This is a genomic window from Lysinibacillus sp. NPDC047702, assembly GCF_050272555.1.
In the GTDB taxonomy this organism is placed as follows: Bacteria; Bacillota; Bacilli; order Bacillales_A; family Planococcaceae; genus Lysinibacillus.
This window is the reverse complement of sequence record NZ_JBNNMG010000123.1, coordinates 1-4,211: the sequence shown is the minus strand read 5'-3', so window position 1 is coordinate 4,211 and position 4,211 is coordinate 1. Positions and strand designations below refer to the sequence as shown.

Here is a 4,211-nt window from a genome sequence, read left to right as displayed (position 1 = left end):
TGCGAGTCAATTGTCTGTTGATACTCAAGCATCATACAAGAGGGCTTTTTTTATTTCAAGTCCCCGAAAACGTTTCTAACAGGAATGCTCCCTTAATAAACTAATCGTATTTTCATTTTAACTAATCGAATTAGTTTTTGCAATAACTCATCTTTAAATCAGAGAAATTAAGGAACAAAACTTACTCCTGCTTATTTTTGTAGACCAGCTTTTATCTATTACAGCCAAAAAAAACTATATGCATAATGCCTATTTGATTGTCTATTATAAACGTAGATATATTAATGATCTAACTTTCGTTTTAAATTAGAAGGTTACAGGAGCAAGTAACGCCATTTTACTTAATAACTAAAACACACAGGATTTTGCTAAGAGTAGTGTGAATAGAGCCAGTATCTAATGTAGTAAGAGGGAGCTTCGGTACAGAATTGCGATTAGATTTTAAAATAAAACAATAAAATCAAAAATATAAAAAGGAAAGTAGAGAGAAACGAATGTTAATAGGGAGATACTAGCATTTATGCTCAATCATATGTTAAGTTATTTTTTATTTGATTTGGCAATTTAAATTCTACTGTGCGGGATAGGGGATTTTTTTTTGCTGGAAACGAAAACTTTCTGAAAGTCTATAATAATATGGAGAATTGGAATGCTGTTTATGAAGGGCTAGATAGTAAATTTATTGTTTTCATAATTTCAATCCAAAAAAAGTAGCTGGAGAAAAACCATTCGTTTTCTCCAGCTACTCTTTTTGTTAAGCTGCTTTCTTGTTGTTTTTCTTTTTATCTTTTTTGTTAGCAGCTTTCTTTTCTACTTTTTTCTCAGCTTTTTTCTTCGCTAACTTTTTCTCAAGTTTCTTTTTGTCAGCTTTTTTCTTTGTCTTTTTCTCAGCTACAGCCTCTTCATTTTTGTTTTTCTTAATTTTTTTTGCCATGTTTAATGCACTCCTCTTATTTGTATTGACTCCTTGTAAAAGGATGTCTATATACATAGGTTATATTAAACATAAATGGAATGCAAATATATTTAATGTAAAATATTTACAGACTACTGTTTTTATGTATAGTTTATGAGATTTTTAATGGAAAACGTCCAAAATAGTAAAATTTCGGAAGCTTTTTTCCTGGATGCATTCACATGAAAGCTAGTCGCCAAGACGTGATTGATAAAAGTTTAACTTGAAATAGATTACGAGTAAGGCAATGAAGTAGCCCTACATTATTAGGTAACATGAAGCTTCTTTGATTAATTTAATAAAAAATCGTTCATTCTTCATCTCTAAAAAGATTCAAATTATACTTTTCTGAAAGAGATTTAATATGATCCCATGATTTATCTAGTTCACGTAAAGAATTTTCATACTCTTCTTTAGCATTTTGTATAGGAACTTGATTAATTGTATCGACTAAATTGGTAGTTGGAGTGTAATGATAGAGTTTTTTTGTTTTAAAATCATCTATTGCATCATAGACTTCTTTTTCTTCTGGCGAGCTTGTTTTAGGATTGAAGTCTATTTTAATATCTGAATAATTTGTTACATCTTCATAGAATACTAGCTGTTGTGCAAGAGTTTCTTTTATTTCATCACTAGAATTTAGAAACGAGTGAGATTGTGATTCATGTAAATTAATCAAACTGATAATATTATTTTCTTCTATGTTTTTATATTCCCATTCCACTTGAATATAATCTTTTAAATCAGCAATAAATTGATCATCGAAACCTGTATCATTTTCTTTACTACAAGCAGATAAAACTAAGATAATGAGTAAACTTATTAATAGTAGTATTCCGATTTTATTACATTTCATATGTATTCCTCCCAAAACATATATTACCTCATATGGTAACATAGTCTTAAGATCAAAAAAAGTTTGTTATATTATATAACAAGTTACAATGATTACAATTATTCTATCTGGATTGTGACTGTGCACACAAATCTTTATGGTATAATAATAAAAACGGAATAATAAGATAGAGGTACAAATTGGATTTTTCGATTTGTTTAAAAGGGAAGTTCGGTGGGAATCCGACGCTGTCCCGCAACTGTAATTCGGAGCAAATCACAAATGCCACTGGGAAACTGGGAAGGCTGTGAGGCGTGTTGATGAGAAGCCAGGAGACCTGCCTTTATCTAGTACAACCAAAAAACCTACGAGGATAGGGGGTGTTGAGTGTGACTAGAGAAATTCTCCTGCATGCTCATAGTACGATGATTGCTAAACAGGTAGCTTCTATGTCTAATAGAAAGCTTTTTTCACCATGGCAATCACTGTATTATGTCGTGTATTTGTCATAGTAGACATCTTTCTGATGAGGGAAAGATGTTTTTTTATGTAAAAAATTAAAGGAGTGGTCCACATGAATCCACAAGTCGTTGAATACTATGAAAGCTTATTAAAATTTGAAATTATGCAAGAGCCTTATGCTGCAAAACCACTAAAGGAGCTTGTTGAACAATATCTTGGACATGATGGCGCACATGAGCAGTCTATTTTAGCTGCATATGCCAATGTTTTGAAAGAATTAGTAGGATAGTATATTTTCTTTGGCTACCTCGCAGCTGTTTGAGGTAGCCATTTTATTGACTTAAATAATAATAATACCAATTGGAATACATTTGTTTGTCATAAAATTGCCTTTAGTACTTCACTCATATTTCACTTTTTATTTATATAATTAATCTGCTATAAATAGAGAAATAGGAGATTAATTATGAAAAATTTACTTTATACAAGATTTTGGCGGCTGCATTTTTTCGCAGCACTTTTTATTACGCCATTACTTCTATCACTAACATTGAGTGGAATTGGTTATTTATTTTTTACAGATGTTGAGAATCAATTATATGATGATTATTTCTTTGGCAATAGTCATAAAGAAGAGGTCTTAACAATTGATGAAGCTGTGGAAAAGGCTGAAGCGGCGTTTGCAGGATACTCCGCTACTAAAGTGATTATGTTAGAGGAACCTTATAATACTCGTTTAACATTATCAAATGGGAAAGAAGAGAAATACGTATTTTTAGATGACAATCATCAAATGGTTGGCAGTCAGGATGCCAATTATACATTTTCTAATATTATGAGAAATACGCATAGTTCCTTATTTATTGGTGGTACATTTGTCAATTATTTAGTAGAATTAGCAGCTTGCTGGACAATCTTTTTATTACTGTCAGGACTTTATATGACCTTTAAAGGAAATTTATTGAAAAAGCACAAGTCTGAAAATAAACGACAAAAAAGTAAGAGATACCATGCACTTGTTGGGACAATCATTACCATTCCAATGGTGATGTTCATTTCTACAGGACTATTATGGTCTGCCTTTCAAGGCTCGATGCTTGCAGATATAGCGTCAGAAAGTCCAACTTTCGGTTACCCATTATTACAGCAAAAGCCACCGACTTCCGATGTGTCTGAAATTCCATGGGCAACACGTCAATTAGAAGCACCAGCATCTAAGGGTGAACATGCTCAGCATCATGGTGGTGGCGCTGTCCGTTATACAAACGACAGCCAAATTTCGATTGCTAATCTTGAAAAAGGAATCACTTCCATGAATATCGCTAAACCTTTTTCGATTATTTATCCGTCAAACGGTGAAGGCGTGTTTACAGTGGCGAAGGCTAGTAACTCTGGAGTAACAGGTCTCGATGTCAAGCCTACAGAAGAAGCAACTATGTATTTTGATCAGTATAGCGGAACGTTTATTGACCAAGTTAACTATGAGGATTATGGTATGTTGGCCAAGTTCTTTACATGGGGAATTCCTTTACATGAAGGTCACTTGTTTGGCTGGCCAAATAAGTTATTAAACCTAGTTGTTTGTCTAGCCTTTTTAGCAGTGATTGCGTGGGGAATTCGCACTTGGATTTTACGGAAGAAAAAAGGTGAGCTATCTGCGCCACCACAAATTTCTCATAAAATTTCAATGCCTTTCGTTATTTTCCTCATACTTTTAGGAATTTTGATGCCATTGTTTGGTGCCTCTTTGATCGCAGTGGTTTTGATTGAATTCATCATCTTAGGCTGGCAAACAAAGAAGAAATTAAGAGAAGAAGTTAAATAAAGTTAATATCGATACGGCACAGTAGAGAATGTGCCGTATTTTCATAGTGTTGAAAAACTAAATGGTCAAGGGACTCTTTGTGAACACTACTAAGTCAAATGAAGGTGATTTCCGTTCCAGGCTACTCGCTTTCC

General features: G+C 33.0%; 5 protein-coding genes and 1 riboswitch. Of the genes, 3 read left to right on the top strand and 2 right to left on the bottom strand.

Annotation, left to right across the window (positions count from 1 at the left end; genetic code table 11):
- Positions 1 to 754 precede the first annotated feature (754 nt).
- Both ACQKIM_RS27730 and ACQKIM_RS27725 read right to left on the bottom strand, forming a co-directional pair.
- Positions 755 to 934 carry a hypothetical protein gene (locus ACQKIM_RS27730; RefSeq protein WP_427550146.1) on the bottom strand — a complete coding sequence of 60 codons (180 nt, stop codon included), beginning with the start codon at positions 932 to 934 and terminating at the stop codon, positions 755 to 757.
- Positions 935 to 1,265: 331 nt separating this feature from the next.
- Entirely contained in the window at positions 1,266 to 1,811 is a 546-nt protein-coding gene (locus tag ACQKIM_RS27725) for a hypothetical protein (RefSeq protein WP_427550145.1), read from the bottom strand.
- A 153-nt stretch (positions 1,812 to 1,964) separates the two neighbouring features.
- Positions 1,965 to 2,149, top strand: a riboswitch (cobalamin riboswitch).
- A gap of 30 nt (positions 2,150 to 2,179) precedes the next feature.
- Here ACQKIM_RS27725 and ACQKIM_RS27720 point away from each other — a divergent pair.
- The 3 genes from ACQKIM_RS27720 (at position 2,180) to ACQKIM_RS27710 (ending at position 4,077) form a co-directional block, all read left to right on the top strand.
- Positions 2,180 to 2,302 (top strand): hypothetical protein, encoded by a 123-nt coding sequence (locus tag ACQKIM_RS27720; protein WP_427550143.1) that lies wholly within the window; start codon positions 2,180 to 2,182, stop codon positions 2,300 to 2,302.
- Between the two features lie 62 nt (positions 2,303 to 2,364).
- On the top strand, positions 2,365 to 2,541 hold the full coding sequence (locus tag ACQKIM_RS27715) for a hypothetical protein (protein ID WP_427550142.1): 177 nt from the start codon (positions 2,365 to 2,367) through the stop codon (positions 2,539 to 2,541).
- 177 nt (positions 2,542 to 2,718) lie between these two features.
- Complete coding sequence (locus tag ACQKIM_RS27710) at positions 2,719 to 4,077, top strand: PepSY-associated TM helix domain-containing protein (protein ID WP_427550140.1); 1,359 nt, start codon at positions 2,719 to 2,721, stop codon at positions 4,075 to 4,077.
- Positions 4,078 to 4,211: the final 134 nt, after the last annotated feature.